This is a genomic window from Acinetobacter sp. NIPH1876 (assembly GCF_022808535.1).
In the GTDB taxonomy this organism is placed as follows: Bacteria; Pseudomonadota; Gammaproteobacteria; order Pseudomonadales; family Moraxellaceae; genus Acinetobacter; species Acinetobacter higginsii.
In genome coordinates this window covers 84,528-105,930 of record NZ_JALGBR010000001.1, presented here as the reverse complement: position 1 = coordinate 105,930, position 21,403 = coordinate 84,528, and the positions used below count along the sequence as shown (strand labels likewise).

Genomic DNA, 21,403 nt, shown 5'->3' with positions numbered 1-21,403 from the left:
TCCACTTGAATCGGCGTATTGTATGACTTTTCTTTGCTTCCGCATAGCTGCAAAGCCATCTCTTTGTGTAATGCACCAAAATACGACCAAATTTTTAAACAAAATTCAACAACGCACCAATTTGGAACATAATAAAATATTGAAATAAGCAGATGTATGTGAAAAATACCGTATAAATCGATTCTTTCAGATTTAAGTGATTGAAATTTAGTTAATACAAAGTTGGCTTGTATTTTGCATAAAGTACATTTTAGAAGTTAATGGCTATTCATTAAAATTTATATTTATTGCGCCATTTTAAAACAGGATGATTCACAAATGGATCAACAGAACACTATCGACTATCGACTCTTAGTAGATAATCTGAGCACTGCCATTTTATTGGTCGATAGTAAGCTTAATATTTTTTATTTAAATTCTGCTTGCGAAGCATTATTTGATATCAGCTTGCTCCGCGCCTCGGGTCAACCTGTATTAAATTTACTGCATGCGCATGATGATTCATTTAATACACATGAAGCATTATTAAACACTTTAGAAAGTGGGCAACACTATACCCGTCGTGAAGCCGTGATCAATGTGAATTTTAAACCGATTCATGTCGATTACACTGCATCACAACTCAATGCAGGCAAAAGCTATCATCCACTCCTGTTAATTGAACTCAATCCGATTGACCGCATGTTGAAAATTTCGAAAGAAGAAAACCTAGTTCAACAACATCAAGTCGCTCGACAGTTAGTTCGCGGTGTAGCACATGAAATTAAAAACCCACTAGCAGGTATTCGTGGCGCAACACAACTACTTGCCCGTAGTTTGGGTGATGATAACTATCGTGAATTTACTGACATTATTATTAGTGAAGTCGATCGTTTGACCAATCTTGCGGATACCATGCTTGGCTCTCGTCAGTTACCAAGTTATGAACATGTCAATGTACACGAACCCTTAGAGCGCGTTCGCTCACTCATTGCAAATCAAACTAAGAAAAAAATTAAGATCACACGCGACTATGACTTGTCCTTGCCTGATGTCATGGCCGATCGGGACCAATTGATTCAGGTCATGCTCAATATCAGTGTTAATGCCGTACAGGCCATGACTGAGAATAAAGACTTTTTTACCGACTCAGAACCAGAGCTGGTTTTAAGAACCCGAATACAACGCCTTGTCACCATTAATGGTGTGCTGAATCGCTCAACGGTTCGCATTGACATTGAAGACAATGGCCCTGGTGTTCCTGAAAGTATCTTGGAGTCTGTTTTCTATCCGCTAGTCACTGGCCGCGCCAAAGGCACAGGACTGGGTCTCAGTATTGCTCAAAATATTATGCATCAACATAACGGAATGATTGAGTGTCAATCAGTTCCAGGAAAAACCGTATTTAGCCTATATCTACCTTGGGAGTTAAACCATGTCACGAAATAAAATTTGGGTAATAGATGACGATCGTGCCATGCGCTGGGTACTGGAAAAAACCTTTAAAGAAGAGGGTTTTGATGTCACCAACTTTGAAGAGGCACAAACTGCGCTTGAGCGTTTACATGATGATGCGCCCGATGTGATTTTAACCGATATCCGTATGCCAGGGATTGACGGTTTAACCTTCTTATCTAAAGTTAAAAATACGCATCCAGATCTACCTGTCATCATCATGACAGCACACTCTGATTTAGAGTCAGCTGTTTCGAGTTATCAAACAGGTGCTTTTGAGTATTTACCAAAACCATTCGATATCGATGAAGCATTAGCTTTGGTTAATCGTGCGATTTTGCATATCAATAAGCTGCAACAACAAGAAGCAACCAAAACCGCTTCACCTTTGCAATCGACCGAAATTATTGGTGAATCACCTGCAATGCAGGAAGTATTCCGTGCAATTGGTCGCTTATCACAATCCCATATTACCGTATTGATTAATGGTGAATCTGGTACAGGTAAAGAGTTGGTTGCCCATGCACTGCATAAACACTCACCTCGTCGCGCCAAACCTTTTATCGCACTAAACATGGCAGCCATTCCAAAAGACTTGATTGAAACCGAGTTATTTGGTCATGAAAAAGGCGCATTTACAGGTGCAAACACACAACATCAAGGCCGCTTTGAACAAGCCAATGGTGGTACTTTATTTCTTGATGAAATCGGCGACATGCCGTTTGAAACGCAAACACGTTTGCTTCGTGTTTTAGCAGATGGTGAGTTCTACCGCGTAGGTGGTCATATCCCAGTCAAGGTGGATGTACGTATCGTGGCTGCAACCCACCAAGATTTGGAAAAACTGGTGAATGAAGGACGTTTCCGTGAAGACTTATATCACCGTCTAAATGTCATTCGTATTCACATTCCAAAGCTGTCTCATCGTAGCGAAGACATTCCGATGTTAGCGCAACACTTCTTGGCACGTGCGGGCAAAGAGCTTGGAGTCAGTCCTAAAATTTTACGCACAGAAACTACGGATTATATGCAACAACTGCCATGGCCAGGTAACGTGCGCCAGTTGGAAAATACTTGTCGCTGGTTAACGGTGATGATTACGGGTCGTGAAGTCTATCCGGAAGATCTGCCTGCTGAGCTTAAACAAGCGTCTGTGCATAAAAACAATGATGCTCAAGCTGCGTCTAATACCAGCCCTGCTTTGGTTGAACGCATTGCCGTTCATCATTGGGATGAATTATTGGCACAATGGGCAATCCAAAAGCTTAAAAATGGTGAAATGAAACTTTTAGACATCGCCACACCTATGTTTGAGCGCACGCTGATTAATGCCGCACTACAACAAACACGTGGACGTAAACGCCATGCCGCTGAGCTTTTAGGTTGGGGACGTAATACTCTTACCCGCAAACTCAAAGAGCTCGGTATGGATTCTACCGATGACGATGACGACGAAGAAATTCGTTCTGCATAATTAAAAGACAATGAAAAAGCGAGTACAAGTTACTCGCTTTTTCATTTGGATTGAGAAATTTTGAAACACTCATCAATTCCATAACCATACAATGGATATGGTTTTTGTTATACTAGAATCAACCCCAACCACCCCAAAGTAGATAATGTCTGATATTTGCTATCCAAGCTGTGCTAAACCTCAAACTCGCCGCGGAGAAGAACGTCGTCTCGCACTATTATTGTGCGCAACCGATTTATTCCTAGAAAAAGGTTATGAGGCAGTCTCTTTGGATGATATCGTCAATCATGCTGGTGGTTCAAAAACATCTATTTATAAATATTTTGGCAATAAAGAAGGTCTATTCACAGCGATTTGCGATTATCGCAGAGAAGTTTTCTTTAAAGGTGTTTGTTTTCCTTATACGCCTGAAAAACCTGATTTAAGAAGCTACCTCACACAAACCCTTCAACGTTTTTATCACCACATTATTCAACCTGAAAATATCGCTTTCATGCGGATGTTTACCGAGCAAACTCAAAAAGATGCACAGCTCGCTCATTATTTCTATGATCAATGTGCACTCAATATTCAAAATACTATTGCTTTTGCACTTGAGTATGCCCATAACAGCGGCGAGATTTATTGTACGAAACCAAAATTCTCTTCGACCATGTATTTTGTCATTTTACGCGATGTCGAGTGGCGCAACTTAATGGGCTTAGACGTACCAGCCGATGATGAAGAAACCATTGATTATATTAACTATTCTGTAGATTTGTTTTTAAAAGCCCACCAAAAGGTCTAATTCTTTTGCTTTTTTTTACGCGTATAGTATAGTATTCAATTCCTTTTTTTCTACACCCATTAATCATCACTTAATTATTGTTTTTATTCAATAATTATTGGGGGAGCAAATATGGCGCTTCGGCATTTTCTTACTTTACGAGACCTATCCTCTTTAGAATTGCAGCGTATTTTAGATCGCGCACAAGAACTTAAACGCATGCAACATAGCAATACGGTCTATCAACCTTTTGCTGGTAAAGTTTTGGGAATGATTTTCGAGAAATCGAGCACACGTACGCGTATTTCTTTTGAAGCAGGTATTTGCCAATTTGGTGGTAACGCAATTTTTCTTTCACCACGCGACACGCAATTAGGGCGTGGTGAACCGATTGAAGATTCTGCTCGTGTCATTTCGAGCATGCTGGATATCGTGATGATCCGTACTTTCGGTCACGATATTGTAGAGCGTTTTGCATCTTACTCGACCGTACCTGTCATTAATGGTCTGACGGATGATCACCACCCTTGCCAGTTACTTGCTGATTTGCAAACCTTCCAAGAACACCGTGGCAGCATTGAAGGTAAAACCGTAGCGTGGATTGGTGATGGCAACAATATGTGTAACTCATATATTGAAGCGGCACATATGATGGGCTTTAAGCTTAAAATCGCATCGCCTGAAGGTTATGAGCCACAAGCAAGATTCCTCACTGAGTTTGCTGATTGCGTAGAAGTCTTTAATAAGGCTGAAGATGCAGCTGTCAATGCAGATCTTATCGTAACTGATGTCTGGGCTAGCATGGGTCAGGAAGAAGAACAGAAGTTACGTGAAAAAGCATTCTCAGATTTCCAAGTCAATGAAAAACTTATGGACTTGGCACACCCTGATTGCTTATTCATGCACTGCTTGCCCGCACACCGTGGTGAAGAAATTTCTGAACACATGTTAGACCACAAAAATGCTGTGGTTTGGGATGAAGCAGAAAACCGTTTGCATGCACAAAAAGCGTTGATGGAATTCTTACTGAATGAGAATCTGAAAAAAGACTAAGTTTAAAAAAAACAGCATCATTCGATGCTGTTTTTATTTGTGCGTTCTAAATTGAACACTGAAATAAAAACACTTATAGTAAGACAAGCCCATTAGATTAAGTTTCTCATGATATGAGAACTTCACTCAATACACAGCGGACGTTATGACTTCACTTGAACAAGCCCTATCTCAAATACCAAGCTTTTCTTTGGTGCATGAACATCTGTTTAGCTCTGCTCAACCGACTGCTGAGCAACTGCAACAGATCAAAGAATATGGTTGCAGTACTGTCATTAATCTTGCGACCAGCAAATCAGATAACCATCTATCTGAGCAAGATCAAATTTGTTTAGACTTGGGTTTAAACTACATTCATATTCCAATCGGCTGGGATGTGCCTTGCTCTGAACAATGTCTTTTTGTTTTGGATCTCATTGATCATCTAGTTCAAAACGAGATCATTTGGTTACATTGCGATGACAATATGCGTGTCAGTAGTTTGATGTATCTCTATCGCCAATTCTATATGAATATCGACCTACCCACCGCCCAAGAACTTTTACACCAAATTTGGGAACCGAACGAAACTTGGACAGGCTTAATTCATAGCATTACTTTACAACTACAAGGCCGTAAAGCAACACAAGAACTAGAACAATCATTAATTAACAGCAATCACTTTGCTTGATGCGAAATTAACACCGTTGCCGTTGCCAAGATCCCTTCTTGGCGACCAGTAAATCCCAATTTCTCAGTTGTTGTGGCTTTAATACTGATTTGAGTCACATCAACATCTAACACATCTGCAATGCTTTGGCGCATCTCTAGATTATGCTTCGCTAATTTAGGACGTTCGCAAGCAACCGTGATGTCTGCATTATTCAGCTGATAGCCACGATCCAAAATCAATTGATAAACATGTTTGAGTAACAAGCGACTATCTGCACCTTTATATTCAGGGTCTGTATCTGGAAAATGCTGACCAATATCACCGAGTGCCAACGCGCCCAACAAGGCATCACTCAGCGCATGTAATACCACATCCCCATCCGAATGTGCCTTTAAACCATGCGTATGTGGAATTTGAACACCCGCCAAAGTAACAAAATCACCTTCTTCGAACGCATGTACATCCATCCCTTGTCCAATCCGAATTTGAGCAACCATATGATTTTCCTTTTACAATATACCGAACAAATCTTGTATTCAGGCTTTCTATTTCGCTATAGTACGTTGAGCAAATTAGACTGAAAGTATAAGTGATTATGCTGTTTAACACTGTAAGAAATCAATTAAAGAAATCTGGCTACATCATCACATTGAGTTGTTTTTGCTCAACATTTGCCTATGCGGAATCAATTGACTGTACGAGCAAGGATTTGGAAGCGCAAAAAATCTGCGCTAAGCAATATAAAGAGCAGCGTCTGAAGCTCAATGCCAAGTTTTTAACCGCTTATTTGGTGACCGATGCTCCATTACAGTTATTACATGACACCCAAACCTTGTGGCTGAATCAAGTACAGCAATGTAAAAGCAAAAGCTGTTATCAGCAGCAATTTGATGCACGTTTGGATGATTTGAATTTTTATACCTCAATGAACCAAACCTTGACACAGCATTATTTGAAATATGAACACGGTAAACTAGCAGCTCAACCGGTGCATTTACAGATCCATCAGTTGGATAAGGATAAACTCAAAATAGAAGGCACGGCATACCGCAATCCCAATAATCGTCTAGAAACTCAAACCTTGTCTTTATTGGCATATAGTACGCCTGAACAAAAAGGCCAAATCATTGATAATGAAAAAAAATGCCAGTATCAGTTTGATTTTCAAAAAGCCTTATTGATTATTAAATCTACGCAGAAAGATTGCGGCAGATTTACAGGGATCTACCGCCTGTACGATTAGTGGTCTTAACATTTAAAAGCCGATGTTTTCACATCGGCTTTTTTGCTTCAGTTTGGGAATTTTTCAGCAATTTCTTGGCTAATCAATACCGCTGTTGCCGCAGATAAAGTCCAGCCCAAATGTCCATGTCCAGTGTTATAAAACACTCGTGGTTGCTTACCCTGTTTTACCACAGGCAGCATATTCGGCATCATTGGACGCAAACCGGCCCATGGCACAACATGCTCAGTCGAAATATCAAAGTTTTGGTTGACCCAATTAATTAAAGGCTGAATACGATCTGCACGAATATCTCGGTTATATCCATTAAACTCAGCTGTACCCGCGATACGTAAACGATCAGCACCGAGGCGAGAGGTCACAATCTTGGCACTTTCATCAAGTAAGCTCACCCATGGCGCATTTTTTACACTACGCTCATCTTTCAGCTGCACCGTAATTGAATAGCCTTTGACTGGATAGACATTCACACTATCACCGAGCATGTCGGCTAATTGGTAGCTTCCTACACCACCACAAACCAAAACTAAATCGGCAATAATTTCCGTGATTCCATCCGCACTTGGATTGACATTTTCGGAACTGTTTTTACAGTGAACAATCGCTTTGTCTTGCGTAAATTTGACATCAACAACATCTAAGCCAAAACGATATTTCACACCATTTTGCTGAGTTTTTTCAGCCAAGCCAACAGAGAATTTATGAATATCTCCTGTTGCATCCCCAGCCGTGTAATATCCCCCAAAATAATCACCTGTTAGCGTAGGTTCAATGGCTCTCATTTCGTCAGGTGTAATCGCATTTCGTTCAAGTTTTCCTTCAACCAACACATCATTGACCTTTTTGGCAATCTCATAGTCTTCCTTGGTGTGATACATATGTAAAATGCCACGCTTTTCCAAGTCAAACGAAATACTTTCTTTTTCTGCAATCTCAAACAAGCGTTGTCTCGCCAAAAGTGCCAAACGTACAGTCTCAATGGTATTGGCTTTATAATTTTTAATATGCGTTAAGAATTCGATCAACCAGCGATATTTATGTGCACTAAAGGATGGATTGAGCAATAAAGGTGCATCCTTTTTACTCATCCATTTAATACCTTTAAGTACGGTTGCCTTTTGATTCCAAACCTCGGCGTTACAGGCAGACAACTGTCCGCCATTGGCAAAAGACGTTTCCATGGCTGGAAAGAGATGACGATCGATCACCGTCACTTCATAACCTAATTTATTTAATTCATAAGCAGACGTTACACCCGTAATCCCCGCACCAATGACAACAACATGTGGCATAGCAAACTCCTAGAAATGCATAACATTTCTTAATGCATAGCCCCATCTGTCATGGTACCTGAGAGTTTCGGCAGATGATTACCAATTAATCATTGAGCCTTCCCCTTCGGTGAGTGTTTATCATAGAAGAAAAAAGTTGTTAATTTCTACAAGTTGAGCACTGCTCTCCAGATTGTATTTCTATTATTACAGTCCTTCTGCCTGAGAGTTTCCGGGGTCGTTGCTCCTTCGGCGAGTTCATTGAAGAACTTCTCTCCCGCAATAATATTTATATCCTTATAAGCAATATATATGCCGCCTAAAAATACCGACACTAAATTCTTGTAATTGTTTGTAGGCGAAGAAGTGTTCTATTTCAAGTTACTTAAGCCATAAAAAAGCAGACTCTAAGTCTGCTTTCAAATATTAAAATTTACATTGCAAAATTTGTTCTGGGAACTGACCTTTCCAGAGTTCGCGTAACGTTGGTAAATAGAATTTCTCCCCAATCATGACTAGTTCAGCATCAATCAGCGCATGAATTTCATGCATCAACACATAATCCAAAGCAATGAGTGATAATTGCGGCTGACTTTGGGTTATTTGCTTACGTCTAACTTGCGCTTTTTTTACCAGTTCATTGGCAAAGTTTTTGTCTTTATAGGTGGTGATCGCACTTAAACGTAGCTCGATAATGCCCCAGCCTTCCAATAATTTTTTAAAAGTCTCAAAGTCTTTTGATGTTGCTTCCCATGTCACATTGTCTAAATTACTGTCTTCAGGTAGTACGGGCAATAATAAATCTGCAGTGCTAGGAAAGATTTTCTTTAAATTCAACAGAAACTTAACAGGATTTTCATTCGGAAGATCAGAAAATTGGATGTTGGTTTGGGTATCTGTTAAATAGATAGAGAGCATCAAAAAAAATCCTAAGGTAAAATACTGTTTTATATAAAGTTAATTTCAGCTCTGCACAGTTTTGGCAAAACAAAAAAGATAAAAACAGAAGGAGATGATCATTCTAACAATTATGACAATTTATTCAATGTTAGTTTCGCTCTAAAGACTTTCCTCTACACATTAAGTAGCTCCTACAAAATCATAATCTCAAGCATAAAACATAGTCAAAGAGAGATCTTTGACCTTAACCAACTGCCTACCACATCATGGAGAATAATTATTTACATCATCATCGTGTAGCAGATACATAAAAGTTTGCTATCCGTTCTCTACCTTTGGAATAATAGAACTGACCATGCAGGTCAGTTCAAAATTACTCATTTCACAGCTTTTTGAAGATAAAAAAACATGTGAAATATCTATTAATTCAATAGGCTTTAAAACAACGGACATCATTTACTGATTACCTTATGTCCGTTCTGAATAGGCTTTGTAGGAGTTAATCAAAGTGATTAAGATCAAAGAATTGATAATGTCTGAACGTATAGTCTTAGATAAATCAAAACTATTAGATACATTAGACAGCACATCCATCTCATTAAAAAATAAACTTGTATTTCTACCTTTTATCGCCCATTTCGTTATGAATTTTGGTGACTTTAATAAATATGTATTGCCATTTAAAGCGCCAACAAATGAATTGGAAAATCTCGTAAACATACATGCAGCAGAAGATGCCGAACATTGGATTTGGTATGTGCATGATTTAGAAAAACTAAGCTATGATCTTCCTGAAAAATTTACGACAACTTTAAAAAAATTATGGTCAAAAGAAAATGAAGAAAACCAAATCCTTTTTTTCGAGTTAGTCCATCTAGTTCACAACCAACCAGCCAATATTCGACTTGCAATTATCGAAGCAATCGAGATTACAGGTCATATCATCTTTTCAAAATTGAGAGATATCACCCAACATTCTAATTACCAGTTAAGTTATTGTGGAGACATCCATTATCATAAAGAAACAGGTCATACCATTGGAGCTGAAGAAAAAATCATAGATCAGCTAACCTTCTCAACATATGAAAGTGAAATTGCAACTCAATCCATAAAACAAGTCTTTAAAGCATTTAGTCGCTGGTATCAGTACTTGGATTTCCTTATTTGTACACATCATAGATCCTGACCAACTACAGTACTTGATATCTCTATTTTATAAAGAAATCCCTCTATTAAAGAGGGATTTCTTATTCAGGAATCAAGCTTACTTACTATTCGGTGACACCATATTTTCAGGTTTCACCACCTCATCAAATTGTTCAGCAGTCACTAAACCAAGTTCAACCGCGACCTGCTTTAAGGTTTTATTTTCCTTATAAGCCGTTTTCGCAACTTTGGCAGAGTTTTCATAGCCAATCACAGGATTCAATGCAGTGACCAACATCAATGAGTTATGCAAGAAATGATCGATCTTGTCACGATTCGGTTCAATACCCACTGCACAGTGATCGTTAAAGCTATTGCAAGCATCGCCCAACAATTGAATCGATTGCAGTAAGTTATAAGCAATCACGGGCATAAATACATTGAGCTCAAAGTTACCTGAAGCACCCGCTATATTAATTGTGGTGTCATTCCCTAAAACTTGAGCAACAACCATGGTCATCGCTTCGCTTTGGGTCGGATTAACTTTACCTGGCATGATACTTGAACCAGGTTCATTTTCTGGAATACGAATTTCACCAAATCCGCAGCGAGGGCCACTTGCCAACCAACGAATATCATTGGCGATTTTATTTAAGCTTGCAGCAAGTGTTTTTAATGCACCTGATGCAAACACAGCAGCATCACGACCAGCCAACGCTTCAAATTTATTCGGTGCTGTCACGAATGGCAGACCGGTTAATTCAGCTAATTGCTCCGCTGCTTTAACCGCATAATCTGGATGTGCATTTAATCCAGTACCAACCGCTGTCCCACCTAAAGGCAATTCATATAAACCAGACAGTGCTTGTTGTAAACGCTTCAAACCATGCTCTAATTGTGAAACATAACCACTAAATTCTTGGCCCAAGGTCAAAGGTGTCGCATCTTGTAAATGGGTACGGCCAATTTTGACGATATCATCAAATTCTTCTGACTTACGCTGTAATGTATCTTTTAGCTTCGCAACGGCTGGAATGAGTAATTCATTAATTTGAATACTTGCAGCCACATGGATTGCAGTTGGGAATGAGTCATTGGTTGATTGTGCACGATTGACATGATCATTCGGATGAACTGGTTTTTGTGCACCCAATACTTGACCTAATTTCTGATTGGCGATATTGGCAATCACTTCATTACAGTTCATATTGCTTTGCGTACCTGAACCAGTTTGCCAAACCACCAATGGAAATTGTGCATCCCATTGTCCAGCAATTACCTCTTCAGCAGCACCAACGATATATTGGCTTAAATCTTCAGGAAGTTGTTTTAATTCAGCATTGGTAATGGCAGCAGCTTTTTTCACCAAACCCATTGCTCGAATCATGGCACGTGGCAAGCGTTCTTGACCAATCTTAAAGTTTTGTAAACTTCGTTGCGTTTGCGCACCCCATAAGGCTTCATTCGGGACCTCAATGTCACCCATTGTGTCGTGTTCAATTCGCATTTGCATAAACAACCTCTACTCTATTTGGTTAAAGTTCTCACGGGCTGAAGCAAAGTGATGCTTTGGCTAGTTGCCGTTATCCTAATCAAAGCAGATATAATTGTAAATAATAATCATTATCCTAATTGCCTTTTAAGGTATTCAGATAAAAGCGCCATTCATCTTCAATCATCTGTGCTAAAGGTCGTTTTGGTGACCAGTTAAGAATCTTCCCTGCCTTATCAATTATTGCACCTAATTGTGCAATCTCATCATGCTGAAATACTGCGGGCTGAACATGCACTTTCGCCTGAGTCACTTTCTCAATTTCATTTAATAAGTTTTGAATTGAGGTCAGTTGTGAATGTGCGATGTTGAATGACTCCATACAGTTGTTCTGCGTACTTAACCAATTTAGAGTCATTAAAATGGCATCACATGCATCTAAAACATGCAGAAAGCTTCTCTCAACAGTTCCATCAGTAGTTGCGGCCTGATTCTGCAATTCAATACATTCACGCTGCATAGCAGCAACTTGTAAAGCTAATGGCACGATATTCTTAGGCAATTGAGTGACAAACTCACCTAACACACCATGCTCAAATGCACCAACAATATTGGACAACCTCAGATTTACAATCCTCCACTCGGGATCGACACGATAAGTATCTGCAATAATATCTTCAACCATTTGCTGAGATCGAACATAAGGGTTCGAATATTTATAATTAAATTCAGTCTCTTCCTTAAGCTCAGTACTTGATTGCCCATAAACCGCCAGACTGGACAAATTGATTAACTGTCTCACCCCCATGCGTTGCATGGCTCTTAACAGGCTCATAATGCTGCTAACATTGTCATTATAATATTCAAGAGGTTTTAAAGTAGATTCTTCTAATGATTTAAAACTGGCAGTATGAATCACAGTGTCGATGGAATATTGTTCAAAAACTTTATTAAGTGCAGGTGTATTTCGAACATCAAGTTTCGCAAATGGAATATACATTCCTGAGATATATTCTAAACGTTCTAAAGTTTGTAAGGTCGAATTGGCTAAATTATCCACAATGACGATTTCTTGCCCGTGAGCCAAAAGGCTCAAAGCAATATGTGAACCAATAAAGCCTAAACCACCTGTCAGCAAAATCATTGTATACTTACCTTCCTTTATATCTGTCCATCATTTTTTTGCCAATTATGACCATAGTGAATATTCCATGAGCACACTATTGCTAATTACTTCCTCTCCTACGTCGATTATGGCTTGGCATGCTTTTGGTCTAGCTCAAGCGCTTCAAAATAAGGATGAAGAAGTTCGTGTCTTCTTTTACCAAGATGGTGTTCAGGTTGCGAATGACTTACAGTGGTTTCCCGATGATCAACGCAACTTAAAACAAGAATGGCAAAAGCTTGGCATCCGACTCCCTGTCTGTGTCAGTGCTGCCCTTGCTCGGGGTATCACTGATGCGGACAATGCAAAACGTCATTCACTTCAACATCACAACTTAGCCAATGGCTTTGAACTTGTGGGTCTCGGAGAACTTGCTGACGCAGTACAAAGCTGTTCTCGTTTAATTCAATTTTAATTAAAGTTCTTTACTAGCGTGTTGCTTTGAAAAGGTAAATTGTGTGAAATCTGTACTCGTCATTCTAACTCAACCTAACTTAACAAGTTTGCAAATCAATGAAAGCTTGTCCGCTACTATGGTTTTAGCAACCTTTGGTATTTCTGTCAAAGTATTATTAAAATGTGCAGCAATTAACTTATTGGATAATAAATTAGAATTTGATCAACTTTTACACGAGTTTAAAATTGCATCCAACTTGGTTGAAAGTTTTGAGTTCTATGATTTAACCCCAATTTTAATTGAATCAAAAAATCAAGAACTTAACGCTGTTAAAAATACAGAACAGGAAATTGAATTTGTTGATCTCTGTTCTGAATTCATTCAATCATTTGATCATATAATGTACTGGTAAGGCCACTCCATGCAAGCAACAACACTGTTCCTCGTGCAATCTAATGCTGATCAAATTTGGTCGGATTTAATTAAAATGGCACAATCTGATGACTATATTGTGATTATGGGTAATGCAGCAATTCAAATACCTAGCGCGATTACAGCAACTTATTACAACATTTATTGTTTAACAAATGAGCACAACTTACTTGATGATGAAATTAAATCTCGGATTCAAGCGATCGATTATGCACAATTTGCGGATTTAACTCTAAAATTCAAACGTTGTGTTTCTTTGAAATAAGACATCTTCAATTCATTTTAAATTTGTTAGGCTATTTTATGCAGTTAGAGTTAGACCAAGACGGCCATTTAGTTGATTACACCATTTGGAATCAAGACGTTGCACAAGAATTAGCGAAGTCTTTAGATTTGCAGTTAACCGACTGGCATTTTGAGATTCTTTATGCAGTACGCCAGTTTTATCAGCAATTTGGACATTCACCTGCAACACGTCCGCTGATTAAGTTTTTAATGAAAACCGTCAGTCCTGAAATTGATAATGCAGCATTACAGCAGAAATTTAATACAGGTTTAGTCGCTCGACATTTAAGTCGTTTAGCTGGCGTACCTAAACCTGCAAATTGTTTATAATTTTTTATTTACGCAAATTTCTTGGCACAAGCAACACAGGCAATTACTGCAATCGTGACGCCAAACATGGCAGGACTTACTTGTTCATGTAATAAGACTGCGGCAATCGCCAAACCAAAGATCGGTTGCAACAGCTGGAGTTGCCCAACAGTTGCAATCCCACCTTGTGCCAAGCCCTTATACCAAAAGAAAAAACCAATCAGCATACTAAATAAAGACACATAGGCCAAACCAAGTTTTGCCGATGTTGAAATTTGATCAAAGCTCATAGGCATATAGAGATATGAAATGAGCAGCATGATCGGCAATGTAATAATCAATGCCCAGCAAATCACCTGCCACCCTCCCAAATGTTTAGAGAGTTTTCCGCCTTCGGCATAACCAAAACCACAGAATATAATTGCCAATAACATGAAAATATCACCATAGTTAAAGGCCCAACTCCCTGTTTGGACTAACATATACCCAAAAACCAGTGAAGCACCTAAAACTGCGAATAACCAAAATACGAAATTCGGTCTTTCTCCACCTCGTAGCACACCAAAAATAGCAGTCGCCAAAGGCAATAAGCCTACAAAGACAATGGTGTGTGCAGCACTGACATATTGAAGTGCTAATGCTGTAAATAACGGAAAGCCAACTACAACCCCAATCGCAACATAAAATAATGGCAACCAATCTTTTCGTGTTGGTAATTGCTGACGTGATAATAAAATCAAGGCCAAACCAAGAAGACCCGCGATTGCGGCACGAGCAGCAGTTAAAAAGGTAGGGCTAAAATCCATAACCGCAACGCGTGTGGCTGGTAGTGAACCGGCAAAAATAATCACACCGATCAGACCATTCATCCAACCACGACTTAAAGTTTTCATTTAAATTCTCCAAATCTATATGAAGAATTTAAACTGTGATATGGTTTAAGCACCATACACAGTACAGTACAATTCCAAATAACCGTATTGGCTTACTACCCCATACAGTTTAAAGATAGATCGAGATGAAAAGTACAAAAATTGATTTCGTGATCCAGCACATTCAGGAGCAAATCAAAACCCGCTCTTTACTGCCAGGTTCTCGTCTACCTTCAGTTCGCGCTTTAGCTGGCTTGCTGCATTTATCTGTTTCAACCATTGTTGAAGCTTATGAACGTCTTGCCTCTCAAGGGATTATTGAAGCTAAAACAGGATCGGGCTTTTTTGTTGCAGGACCACTTGCACCCTTGTCTATCTCTGAAATCTATCCAAAGATTGATCGAAGTATTGATCCACTCTGGATTTCTAGACAAGCTTTGGAAGCAAAGCCAGATGTATTAAAACCAGGATGTGGTTGGTTACCTGATGACTGGATGCCACACGAAAATATCCGCAAAGCCATTCGTAAGATATCTAAAGCCACTTCCAACATTTTGACTGATTACTCAACACCTTTAGGCCTAGCACCTTTACGTGAATTACTTTCAAGAAGAATCTTGAGCAAAGGCATTGAAGCGCGTCCAAATCAGATCTTATTGACAGATTCAGGTACGCAGGCGATCGATTTAATTTGTCGTTATTTTCTTAAACCGAACGATGTAGTTCTGGTTGATGATCCCTGTTATTTCAACTTTCATGCCCTACTCAAAGTTCATCAGATACAAATCATCGGTGTGCCTTATACGCCGACTGGACCTGATCTTGAAGCATTTTCGCAGGCAATCCAAAACTACAATCCACGCCTCTACATTACCAACTCAGGCATTCACAACCCGACTGGTGCTGTGTTAACGGCATCAACGGCTTATCAGGTGTTAAAACTGGTTGAGCAATCTAATTTGATTGTCATTGAAGATGATATTTTTGCAGATTTAGAATTGCATAGTGCCCCTCGTCTCGCAGCTTTGGATGGCTTATCTCGTGTCATTCACATCGGCAGTTTTTCAAAAACTTTATCTGGCTCAGTCCGTACAGGATACATTGCAACCAAAACAGAATGGATTGAAGATTTAACTGATATCAAAATCGCGACTTGCTTTGGAGGGAGTAATTTATCTTCAGAAATTTTGTATGCTGCATTAACTGATGGAAATTATCGTAAATATCTAGAAGAATTAAAGGTCCGTTTGTCTAAAGCAATGGATGCAACAATCAAACAACTTGAGAAACTAGAAATCAACATCTGGGTTAAACCCACTGCTGGGATATTTGTATGGTGTGAATTACCACACCACTTCGATACAGCACGTATTGCACAGCGCTGCTTAGACAATGGCGTGATTTTGGCTCCAGGAAATGCATTTAGCCAGAGCCAAAATTTCAAAAACTTTATTCGTTTTAATGTGGCGCAATCACTGCAACCCAAAGTTTTTGAGGTTCTATCTCATGCCATTCAACAAGAGACAGAACGACAAAATTTATAAATCAAGCACTTTGCTTTTTTTGCTCGATAAAAGCGAAATAGCCGGGTCCAGCCGCGACACGAACATCTTTGGCTTGAATCGGTTCATCACACTCAGAACACACCACTTTGGGGTTGATTTTTCTGCCACAGGTTTTATGGGTAAATTCAACAGGTTTGCCCAGTCCCATATCCATCCATTTATCGGCCCACTGCACCATCGAGAGAATGATTGGATAGAGATCTAAACCCTTGTCTGTCAATTGATATTCAAAACGCTCTTGACGATCAACATACGGCACTTTAGTCAAAATCCCATGCTCGACCAAACGCTTTAAACGCTCTGAAAGTACATGACGTGTCAGTCCTAAACTACGCTGAAAATCATCAAAACGGCGTATACCCATAAATGCGTTACGTAAGATGAGCATTGTCCAACGATCACCCAATACTGAAAGCGTCCTCGCCACTGAACATGGCTGGTCGCCAATTTCGTCCCATTTCATTATTATCACCTAATCATTTTTTTAAAGTTTTATTTAAAAGACATCTATGTCTTGAACCGTCATGTTTAGAAACTAAACAATATAAAATATACACTAAACCACCTTATCCATCAGATGCAATATTGGCACTTGGCTAAAAATACCAATATTCAGTCATTTTACATAAATTCATCAAAACAATTTAGTTGTAAATGAATAGCCCAGAAAGGATTTGTCCTGCTTCTAATTTCGTATTGGCTGGGATACGTACCAGACTATTTGCTTGCATTAAGTTGCTCAGCATATGTGATTGTTGCTTCGCTAAGCTTTGTAGCTTGAGCTGCCCTTGATCAAAATAAGCATGCATTCTTAAGAAACGTTCTCGTGCGTCTGACTTCAAATCATGTGTCAGTACGCCACTCAACCACTGCAAGGGTTGGCGTTGGTTCTGCAAGGCATCAAGCAAAGCTTTGCCATAGACTTGCATACACACATACACTGCGGCAGGATTGCCGGGTAAACCCAACAAATAGCAACGATTATCTTGCTGTGTGTATTCGGCAAAGAATAATGGCTTTCCGGGTTTTTGTTTTACCTTCCAAAAGATTTGTTCAAAACCTGTTTCAAATGCACATGGGCGAACAAAATCATAATCGCCAACAGAAACACCACCCGTGGTTATGATCAGATCATATTGTTGTTTTAAGCGCTCAAAACACTGCATCACCTCTGCGGCTTCATCTACAATATGTAAGATTTCCGCATCTATGCCATAGTCTTGCAACCAAGCTTTCAGTAATGGGCCATTGGCATCAAAAACTTTCCCTGCCTGCAAGTCCTCAGGAGTTTCAGCAACTTCATCCCCTGTAATGACCACAACCACTTTAGGTGATTGAAAAACATCAATACTTTGCACACCCGCCATACTTAGCGCTGCCAGTGCACCAATATTGATTCGTTGTCCAACATCCGCCAATTGCTGACCCCGTTGCACTTCTTCACCGACAAAACGAATATCCGCTTGAGGCTGAATGTGTTCAGTCAAGCGAATGGTTTGATTGGCTTCAACGACGACAATTTCTTGTCGAGCAACATGCGTTGTTCCCTCAGGTGTTTTCCCGCCTGTAAAAATACGAATCGCTTGCCCATCTTTGAGCTGATAATCAGATTCACTACCCGCTTTAATTTCACCAATCACGTCAAAGACTGCATCTTGCAGATGATCGGCAGCACTATTCAGTGCATAACCATCGACAGCACTTTGTGAGAAACTCGGTAGATCCACATTTGAACAGACAGCTTTGGCTAAATAGCGATTCAGACTATCGGCTAAAGACAATGTCTCAATCTTTAAAGCTTTCGGTTGGGTTTGCACCAACGCTAATGCCTCATCAATACTGATCAAACCTTTTTCAGCACCACATCCTGACATTATTCATAACCTCCTGGATGTGGTAAATCACGACATACATCAAAAATATGGACGAGGGCTGGTAAAATGGCAGCCATCGATTCACTCGCACCACCACGACTTCCTGGTAAAGTCACCAACAATGAGCGATCAATAAAGCCTGCAACACCGCGTGACATGGCTGCATATGGCGTGCGTTTTTGTCCAAATGAACGTGCCGCCTCCATTAAGCCGTCGAGTTTGCGTTCTAATAGTGGTTCTAGGGTATCTACAGTGATATCCCGCCTACCAATACCAGTACCTCCGACCGTCATAATGCATGCATAAGATTTGGTCAGCTCTAACACTAAATCTTTGAGCTGATCAGCTTCATCAGGCAAAATCTGATAATGAATCGGATCAAAGCCTGCTTCAGTCAAAGTCTCAACCACGGACCTACCTGCGGTATCGGGTTTACGACCCGCTGCAACTGTATCTGACAGTACAATTACAGCCGCTGAAACAGGTTGGCGCAACGTACGTTTAAAGTGTGATTTTCCACCCTTTTTCTTGAGCAATTTACACTGATCTAAACACAGTTCTTCTGGCTCACAGTGCGGTTTTAACATGTCATATAAGGTTAAGCCCGCTAAGCTCGCAGCCGTTAGAGCTTCCATTTCCACACCTGTTGGGCCAATGGTTTCAACTGTGGTCAGAATCACCACATGGTCGTCATTTAGATCATAATCAACATCAGCGCGGTAAATCGGCAATGGATGGCAGAGTGGAATCAGCTCATCGGTACGTTTAGCCGCTAGAATCCCTGCAATACGTGCCGTTTTTAAGGCATCGCCTTTTTCGGTATTACCATCTCGCAATAACTGAATGCAATGCGCTGGCGCATGTAAAATCGCTTGTGCTTCTGCAACACGATAACTCTCGGGTTTCATCCCAACATTTTTCATTTTAACTTCCTGACGCTTTATTCGTGTGTATGCTCATGGCTACAATTTTCATGGTGATGCACGGGTAAATCCCTCTTTAATAAAGGGGGACTTAGGGGGATTTTCGCTTGAACATCATCGGTTTGATCTTTACGAATACAACAGCCTTCTACATATTGACTGGTGCCATCCATAAAAAACTCTTCTTTCCAGATCGGCACTTCATGTTTGACCCGCTCTACTGCCTCTTCACAGGCTTGAAAGGCTTCACGGCGATGTGCTGCATAGGCAATCGCGATAATCGCGGTTTCACTGACATCCAAGTAACCGATCCGATGCATGACACGTACATAAGAAACCTGATATTTATCTTTGATTTCCTGTTCAATTGCGCGAATCATCTTTTCTGCGACAGGCGTATAAGAGGTATATTTCAGTGCTTTAACCGCTTTTCCTTCATGGTGATTACGCACAGTTCCAATAAAAATATCAACCCCGCCACATTCAGGAAATGATTGAATCGGATCAAAGTGATCGAGGCTTAAAGCCTGATCTTGGACGCGGGCAAATTCACGCATATTTATCCTCCCGCCACTGGCGACAACAAAACTAAAGTACAGGATGTAGCTAATGCAGTTTGACGTGTCACGATATCCTCACCAATCGCACAGGCGCATTTTTCCATCGTGGGGCTGGCATCTGGATAAAGATTAGTAATATGTGACAGTACATCTTTGACCATTTGGTCTTTTGCAAACTCAAATGCCAGCGCTTTGGGTAATAACCGTTCAATTGCACCAAAGGCTTCTATTTTTATCTCAATGGTTTGCATATTTTCTCCAAACAACTTCCCTCACTAACCACCAAGCATATGCATACTAATTTTACGTACTTGCTGATGTTGTATTGCATGATAACCCTGCGCTTTCTTCCAAATATAAGGCTTAATTTTTTGATCAAGTTGATGGAATGCTAACGATTTGAGCTCAGCTTTTTGTTTGATTGCCTGTTGCAGATCAGGTTTTATATTTAGACCTTGTTTTGCAAATAAACAATTATATAACTCACCTTGAGCCGTCAGTCGAATTCGATCACAGTCCCCACAAAATGAATGGGTAATGGTTGAAATAATACCGAGTTTATATTGGCCATCAAGCTGATAGAGCCGTGCAGGTTCATGCTGTTGTTCTAAGACCTGAATGTCATAATACGCTGAGAGCTGCTTTAAGATTTCCGCTTCACTGACCACGGCTTGATCTGTCCAGTGCTGATCACCATCCAGCGGCATAAACTCGATAAAACGCAACGGAATATTATGTTGTTTGGCCCATTTCACCATCGGCACAATTTGGTCATCATTCTGACCTTGCATCAATACACAATTAATTTTGAACGGTAGACCAGCTTTTGTTGCGGCTTCAATACCAGCAAATACAGGGGCAAGCTCTTTTTTAGTCAGTTGTTTAAATTGAAGCGGATCAAGGCTATCCAGACTGATATTTAGATCATCCAAACCTGCTTGTTTTAATTGTTCTGCATACTTGCCCAGATAATGTCCATTGGTGGTGATTGAAATACGTTTTAGCCCCAAAGCTCTTAAACTTTGCAAATCACGGATAAAATGCACCACACCTTGACGCATCAAAGGCTCACCACCAGTGATACGGATATTTTCAATGCCCTGTCCAACCATATATTGACAGAAAATAAACAGTGCCTCGAAACTGAGTAAATCGTGCTTTTTCATCCATTGTGGATGCTCAGGCATACAATAAACGCATTTGAAATTACAGCGGTCGGTCACGGAAATCCGTAACTTACGCTTAATACGACCATACTGATCTTGCAAGATCGCTAAGCTCGTTTCAGGTCTCTCATGCTTCATCATACGCACTCATTTTGTGAATCTTTTGACTGGGCTTAGCACAGCTTCTGTGCATCCTTGTTGTACTCATCACAGTGAATTATTTTTTATTGCAATAATTATTCCAATCACACAGCAACTTTATGATGATGTTGCTTATTTAATTGAATAAGTCACACTTTCAATCTACAAATAAAAATTGCACCTGTCAGCATATTTTTGTTCAGTTTATATTGCACCAATTTCAAACATGATTTAACTAATATGAAAGAATTTGGTGCATTTAAGCAAAAATATCAATAGGCTA

At 39.9% G+C, this 21,403-nt stretch carries 24 protein-coding genes and 1 riboswitch; of the genes, 12 read left to right on the top strand and 12 right to left on the bottom strand.

Features of this window, described 5'->3' with window-relative positions; all coding sequences use genetic code 11:
- Positions 1–318: 318 nt before the first annotated feature.
- The 5 genes from glnL (at position 319) to MN869_RS00475 (ending at position 5,397) form a co-directional block, all read left to right on the top strand.
- Positions 319–1,428, top strand: a complete 1,110-nt coding sequence (gene glnL, locus MN869_RS00495) for a nitrogen regulation protein NR(II) (RefSeq protein ID WP_004807423.1) — start codon at positions 319–321, stop codon at positions 1,426–1,428.
- Positions 1,415–2,908: a nitrogen regulation protein NR(I) gene (glnG, locus tag MN869_RS00490; RefSeq protein ID WP_033133060.1), complete on the top strand. Its 1,494-nt coding sequence runs from the start codon at positions 1,415–1,417 to the stop codon at positions 2,906–2,908. The genes glnL and glnG overlap by 14 nt, the downstream gene beginning before the upstream one ends.
- A gap of 145 nt (positions 2,909–3,053) precedes the next feature.
- Positions 3,054–3,695 (top strand): TetR/AcrR family transcriptional regulator, encoded by a 642-nt coding sequence (locus tag MN869_RS00485; protein ID WP_243306745.1) that lies wholly within the window; start codon positions 3,054–3,056, stop codon positions 3,693–3,695.
- 111 nt (positions 3,696–3,806) lie between these two features.
- On the top strand, positions 3,807–4,727 hold the full coding sequence (argF, locus tag MN869_RS00480; protein WP_004807430.1) for an ornithine carbamoyltransferase: 921 nt from the start codon (positions 3,807–3,809) through the stop codon (positions 4,725–4,727).
- Between the two features lie 145 nt (positions 4,728–4,872).
- Entirely contained in the window at positions 4,873–5,397 is a 525-nt protein-coding gene (locus MN869_RS00475; protein WP_005188959.1) for a protein tyrosine phosphatase family protein, read from the top strand.
- Here MN869_RS00475 and ispF read toward each other — a convergent pair.
- Entirely contained in the window at positions 5,385–5,876 is a 492-nt protein-coding gene (ispF, locus tag MN869_RS00470) for a 2-C-methyl-D-erythritol 2,4-cyclodiphosphate synthase (RefSeq protein WP_004807433.1), read from the bottom strand. The genes MN869_RS00475 and ispF overlap by 13 nt on opposite strands.
- 98 nt (positions 5,877–5,974) lie before the next feature.
- Here ispF and MN869_RS00465 point away from each other — a divergent pair, with 98 nt between their 5' ends.
- Positions 5,975–6,622, top strand: coding sequence for a hypothetical protein (locus MN869_RS00465; RefSeq protein ID WP_005315780.1), 648 nt, complete (start codon positions 5,975–5,977; stop codon positions 6,620–6,622).
- A gap of 47 nt (positions 6,623–6,669) precedes the next feature.
- On the opposite strand, the gene MN869_RS00460 is transcribed toward MN869_RS00465, so the two are convergent.
- Both MN869_RS00460 and MN869_RS00455 read right to left on the bottom strand, forming a co-directional pair.
- Complete coding sequence (locus MN869_RS00460) at positions 6,670–7,914, bottom strand: D-amino acid dehydrogenase (RefSeq protein ID WP_033133058.1); 1,245 nt, start codon at positions 7,912–7,914, stop codon at positions 6,670–6,672.
- 179 nt (positions 7,915–8,093) lie between these two features.
- A riboswitch (glycine riboswitch) is annotated at positions 8,094–8,183 on the bottom strand.
- Between the two features lie 136 nt (positions 8,184–8,319).
- The gene (locus MN869_RS00455; RefSeq protein ID WP_004807438.1) at positions 8,320–8,811 is read right to left on the bottom strand and encodes a hypothetical protein; all 492 of its coding nucleotides are present in this window, start codon (positions 8,809–8,811) and stop codon (positions 8,320–8,322) included.
- 514 nt (positions 8,812–9,325) lie between these two features.
- Here MN869_RS00455 and MN869_RS00450 point away from each other — a divergent pair.
- On the top strand, positions 9,326–9,979 hold the full coding sequence (locus MN869_RS00450; RefSeq protein ID WP_227505273.1) for a hypothetical protein: 654 nt from the start codon (positions 9,326–9,328) through the stop codon (positions 9,977–9,979).
- A gap of 78 nt (positions 9,980–10,057) precedes the next feature.
- On the opposite strand, the gene fumC is transcribed toward MN869_RS00450, so the two are convergent.
- Both fumC and MN869_RS00440 read right to left on the bottom strand, forming a co-directional pair.
- A complete protein-coding gene (fumC, locus tag MN869_RS00445) occupies positions 10,058–11,452 on the bottom strand; it encodes a class II fumarate hydratase (RefSeq protein ID WP_033133056.1) in 1,395 nt (464 codons plus the stop codon).
- Between the two features lie 115 nt (positions 11,453–11,567).
- On the bottom strand, positions 11,568–12,575 hold the full coding sequence (locus tag MN869_RS00440; protein ID WP_005315793.1) for an NAD-dependent epimerase/dehydratase family protein: 1,008 nt from the start codon (positions 12,573–12,575) through the stop codon (positions 11,568–11,570).
- A 67-nt stretch (positions 12,576–12,642) separates the two neighbouring features.
- On the opposite strand from MN869_RS00440, the gene tusD reads away from it, so the two are divergent.
- Genes tusD through MN869_RS00420 form a run of 4 tightly spaced genes read left to right on the top strand, consistent with a single transcriptional unit; the run spans position 12,643 to position 14,040 of the window.
- Positions 12,643–13,011, top strand: a complete 369-nt coding sequence (tusD, locus tag MN869_RS00435; RefSeq protein ID WP_005203370.1) for a sulfurtransferase complex subunit TusD — start codon at positions 12,643–12,645, stop codon at positions 13,009–13,011.
- A 43-nt stretch (positions 13,012–13,054) separates the two neighbouring features.
- Positions 13,055–13,405, top strand: a complete 351-nt coding sequence (locus MN869_RS00430; protein WP_033133055.1) for a hypothetical protein — start codon at positions 13,055–13,057, stop codon at positions 13,403–13,405.
- A 9-nt stretch (positions 13,406–13,414) separates the two neighbouring features.
- Positions 13,415–13,690 carry a hypothetical protein gene (locus MN869_RS00425; protein ID WP_033133054.1) on the top strand — a complete coding sequence of 92 codons (276 nt, stop codon included), beginning with the start codon at positions 13,415–13,417 and terminating at the stop codon, positions 13,688–13,690.
- 38 nt (positions 13,691–13,728) lie between these two features.
- A complete protein-coding gene (locus MN869_RS00420; RefSeq protein ID WP_004807454.1) occupies positions 13,729–14,040 on the top strand; it encodes a TusE/DsrC/DsvC family sulfur relay protein in 312 nt (103 codons plus the stop codon).
- Between the two features lie 8 nt (positions 14,041–14,048).
- On the opposite strand, the gene MN869_RS00415 is transcribed toward MN869_RS00420, so the two are convergent.
- Positions 14,049–14,912 (bottom strand): DMT family transporter, encoded by an 864-nt coding sequence (locus tag MN869_RS00415; RefSeq protein WP_033133053.1) that lies wholly within the window; start codon positions 14,910–14,912, stop codon positions 14,049–14,051.
- Positions 14,913–15,037: 125 nt separating this feature from the next.
- On the opposite strand from MN869_RS00415, the gene MN869_RS00410 reads away from it, so the two are divergent.
- Positions 15,038–16,435, top strand: coding sequence for a PLP-dependent aminotransferase family protein (locus MN869_RS00410; protein WP_033133052.1), 1,398 nt, complete (start codon positions 15,038–15,040; stop codon positions 16,433–16,435).
- Position 16,436: 1 nt separating this feature from the next.
- Here MN869_RS00410 and MN869_RS00405 read toward each other — a convergent pair whose 3' ends face one another.
- The 6 genes from MN869_RS00405 to moaA form a co-directional block, all read right to left on the bottom strand.
- Positions 16,437–16,919, bottom strand: a complete 483-nt coding sequence (locus tag MN869_RS00405) for a helix-turn-helix domain-containing protein (RefSeq protein ID WP_005203362.1) — start codon at positions 16,917–16,919, stop codon at positions 16,437–16,439.
- A 181-nt stretch (positions 16,920–17,100) separates the two neighbouring features.
- Positions 17,101–18,330: a molybdopterin molybdotransferase MoeA gene (locus MN869_RS00400; protein ID WP_241345100.1), complete on the bottom strand. Its 1,230-nt coding sequence runs from the start codon at positions 18,328–18,330 to the stop codon at positions 17,101–17,103.
- Complete coding sequence (gene moaCB, locus MN869_RS00395) at positions 18,330–19,253, bottom strand: bifunctional molybdenum cofactor biosynthesis protein MoaC/MoaB (RefSeq protein ID WP_033133050.1); 924 nt, start codon at positions 19,251–19,253, stop codon at positions 18,330–18,332. Before moaCB ends, MN869_RS00400 begins: the two co-directional genes overlap by 1 nt.
- Before the next feature lie 17 nt (positions 19,254–19,270).
- On the bottom strand, positions 19,271–19,810 hold the full coding sequence (locus MN869_RS00390) for a molybdenum cofactor biosynthesis protein MoaE (protein WP_033133049.1): 540 nt from the start codon (positions 19,808–19,810) through the stop codon (positions 19,271–19,273).
- Between the two features lie 2 nt (positions 19,811–19,812).
- Positions 19,813–20,064, bottom strand: coding sequence for a MoaD/ThiS family protein (locus MN869_RS00385; protein WP_033133048.1), 252 nt, complete (start codon positions 20,062–20,064; stop codon positions 19,813–19,815).
- 24 nt (positions 20,065–20,088) lie between these two features.
- Complete coding sequence (moaA, locus tag MN869_RS00380; RefSeq protein ID WP_033133047.1) at positions 20,089–21,120, bottom strand: GTP 3',8-cyclase MoaA; 1,032 nt, start codon at positions 21,118–21,120, stop codon at positions 20,089–20,091.
- Between the last annotated feature and the right edge of the window lie 283 nt (positions 21,121–21,403).

Coding starts and splice junctions, on each gene's coding strand:
- MN869_RS00405 (WP_005203362.1), bottom strand. CDS start 16,919: ATGAAATGGGACGAAATTGGCGACCAGCCATGTTCAGTGGCGAGGACG.
- fumC (WP_033133056.1), bottom strand. CDS start 11,452: ATGCAAATGCGAATTGAACACGACACAATGGGTGACATTGAGGTCCCG.
- argF (WP_004807430.1), top strand. CDS start 3,807: ATGGCGCTTCGGCATTTTCTTACTTTACGAGACCTATCCTCTTTAGAA.
- MN869_RS00400 (WP_241345100.1), bottom strand. CDS start 18,330: ATGTCAGGATGTGGTGCTGAAAAAGGTTTGATCAGTATTGATGAGGCA.
- MN869_RS00410 (WP_033133052.1), top strand. CDS start 15,038: ATGAAAAGTACAAAAATTGATTTCGTGATCCAGCACATTCAGGAGCAA.
- glnG (WP_033133060.1), top strand. CDS start 1,415: ATGTCACGAAATAAAATTTGGGTAATAGATGACGATCGTGCCATGCGC.
- glnL (WP_004807423.1), top strand. CDS start 319: ATGGATCAACAGAACACTATCGACTATCGACTCTTAGTAGATAATCTG.
- MN869_RS00465 (WP_005315780.1), top strand. CDS start 5,975: ATGCTGTTTAACACTGTAAGAAATCAATTAAAGAAATCTGGCTACATC.
- MN869_RS00460 (WP_033133058.1), bottom strand. CDS start 7,914: ATGCCACATGTTGTTGTCATTGGTGCGGGGATTACGGGTGTAACGTCT.
- MN869_RS00390 (WP_033133049.1), bottom strand. CDS start 19,810: ATGCGTGAATTTGCCCGCGTCCAAGATCAGGCTTTAAGCCTCGATCAC.
- ispF (WP_004807433.1), bottom strand. CDS start 5,876: ATGGTTGCTCAAATTCGGATTGGACAAGGGATGGATGTACATGCGTTC.
- MN869_RS00485 (WP_243306745.1), top strand. CDS start 3,054: ATGTCTGATATTTGCTATCCAAGCTGTGCTAAACCTCAAACTCGCCGC.
- moaA (WP_033133047.1), bottom strand. CDS start 21,120: ATGATGAAGCATGAGAGACCTGAAACGAGCTTAGCGATCTTGCAAGAT.
- MN869_RS00420 (WP_004807454.1), top strand. CDS start 13,729: ATGCAGTTAGAGTTAGACCAAGACGGCCATTTAGTTGATTACACCATT.
- MN869_RS00450 (WP_227505273.1), top strand. CDS start 9,326: ATGTCTGAACGTATAGTCTTAGATAAATCAAAACTATTAGATACATTA.
- tusD (WP_005203370.1), top strand. CDS start 12,643: ATGAGCACACTATTGCTAATTACTTCCTCTCCTACGTCGATTATGGCT.
- MN869_RS00385 (WP_033133048.1), bottom strand. CDS start 20,064: ATGCAAACCATTGAGATAAAAATAGAAGCCTTTGGTGCAATTGAACGG.
- MN869_RS00475 (WP_005188959.1), top strand. CDS start 4,873: ATGACTTCACTTGAACAAGCCCTATCTCAAATACCAAGCTTTTCTTTG.
- MN869_RS00425 (WP_033133054.1), top strand. CDS start 13,415: ATGCAAGCAACAACACTGTTCCTCGTGCAATCTAATGCTGATCAAATT.
- MN869_RS00440 (WP_005315793.1), bottom strand. CDS start 12,575: ATGATTTTGCTGACAGGTGGTTTAGGCTTTATTGGTTCACATATTGCT.
- moaCB (WP_033133050.1), bottom strand. CDS start 19,253: ATGAAAAATGTTGGGATGAAACCCGAGAGTTATCGTGTTGCAGAAGCA.
- MN869_RS00415 (WP_033133053.1), bottom strand. CDS start 14,912: ATGAAAACTTTAAGTCGTGGTTGGATGAATGGTCTGATCGGTGTGATT.
- MN869_RS00455 (WP_004807438.1), bottom strand. CDS start 8,811: ATGCTCTCTATCTATTTAACAGATACCCAAACCAACATCCAATTTTCT.